The organism is Vibrio sp. 1727 (assembly GCF_033344415.1).
Lineage (GTDB): Bacteria > Pseudomonadota > Gammaproteobacteria > Enterobacterales > Vibrionaceae > Vibrio > Vibrio alginolyticus.
Genome location: NZ_JAWPOT010000725.1, coordinates 1 through 502, shown reverse-complemented (window position 1 = coordinate 502; position 502 = coordinate 1). Strand labels below are relative to the sequence as shown.

The window sequence follows — 502 nt, the reverse complement described above, 5'->3', positions numbered from 1 at the left end:
AAAATACATCGGAGGAAGGGATGCGAGTATTGAAGTTTGGCGGTTCATCACTAGCGGATGCAGATCGCTTTTTAAGAGCGGCAGATATCATTGCCAATAACGCTCAACAAGAAGAAGTGGCCGTTGTACTTTCAGCGCCGGGTAAAACGACGAATAAGTTAGTCGCAGTCATTGAAGGTGCACTTCGCAATGGTGAAGCTGAGCTGCAAATCAATGAGTTGGAAGAGTCGTTTAAAACGCTTTTTGCTGATATCCAAGCGGTATTGCCTAACCTAGAAGGTGCGGCGTTCGATAACCAAGTTAAAACCTCTCTTTCTCAACTGCGTCAGTTTGTGCACGGCATTAACTTACTTGGTATGTGTCCAAACAACGTCAATGCTCGCATCATTAGTAAAGGTGAGCGAGTTTCGATTCAATTGATGAAGGCGGTACTGGAAGCTAAAGGGCAAAAAGCGAACCTCATTGATCCTGTTGAATATCTGTATGCGAAAGGCGATCACCT

General features: G+C 44.8%; 1 pseudogene. It reads left to right on the top strand.

The features are described 5' to 3' along the window. Positions 1-20: 20 nt before the first annotated feature. Positions 21-502 (top strand): annotated as a pseudogene (thrA, locus tag R8O10_RS27825) (bifunctional aspartate kinase/homoserine dehydrogenase I); the annotation flags it as partial.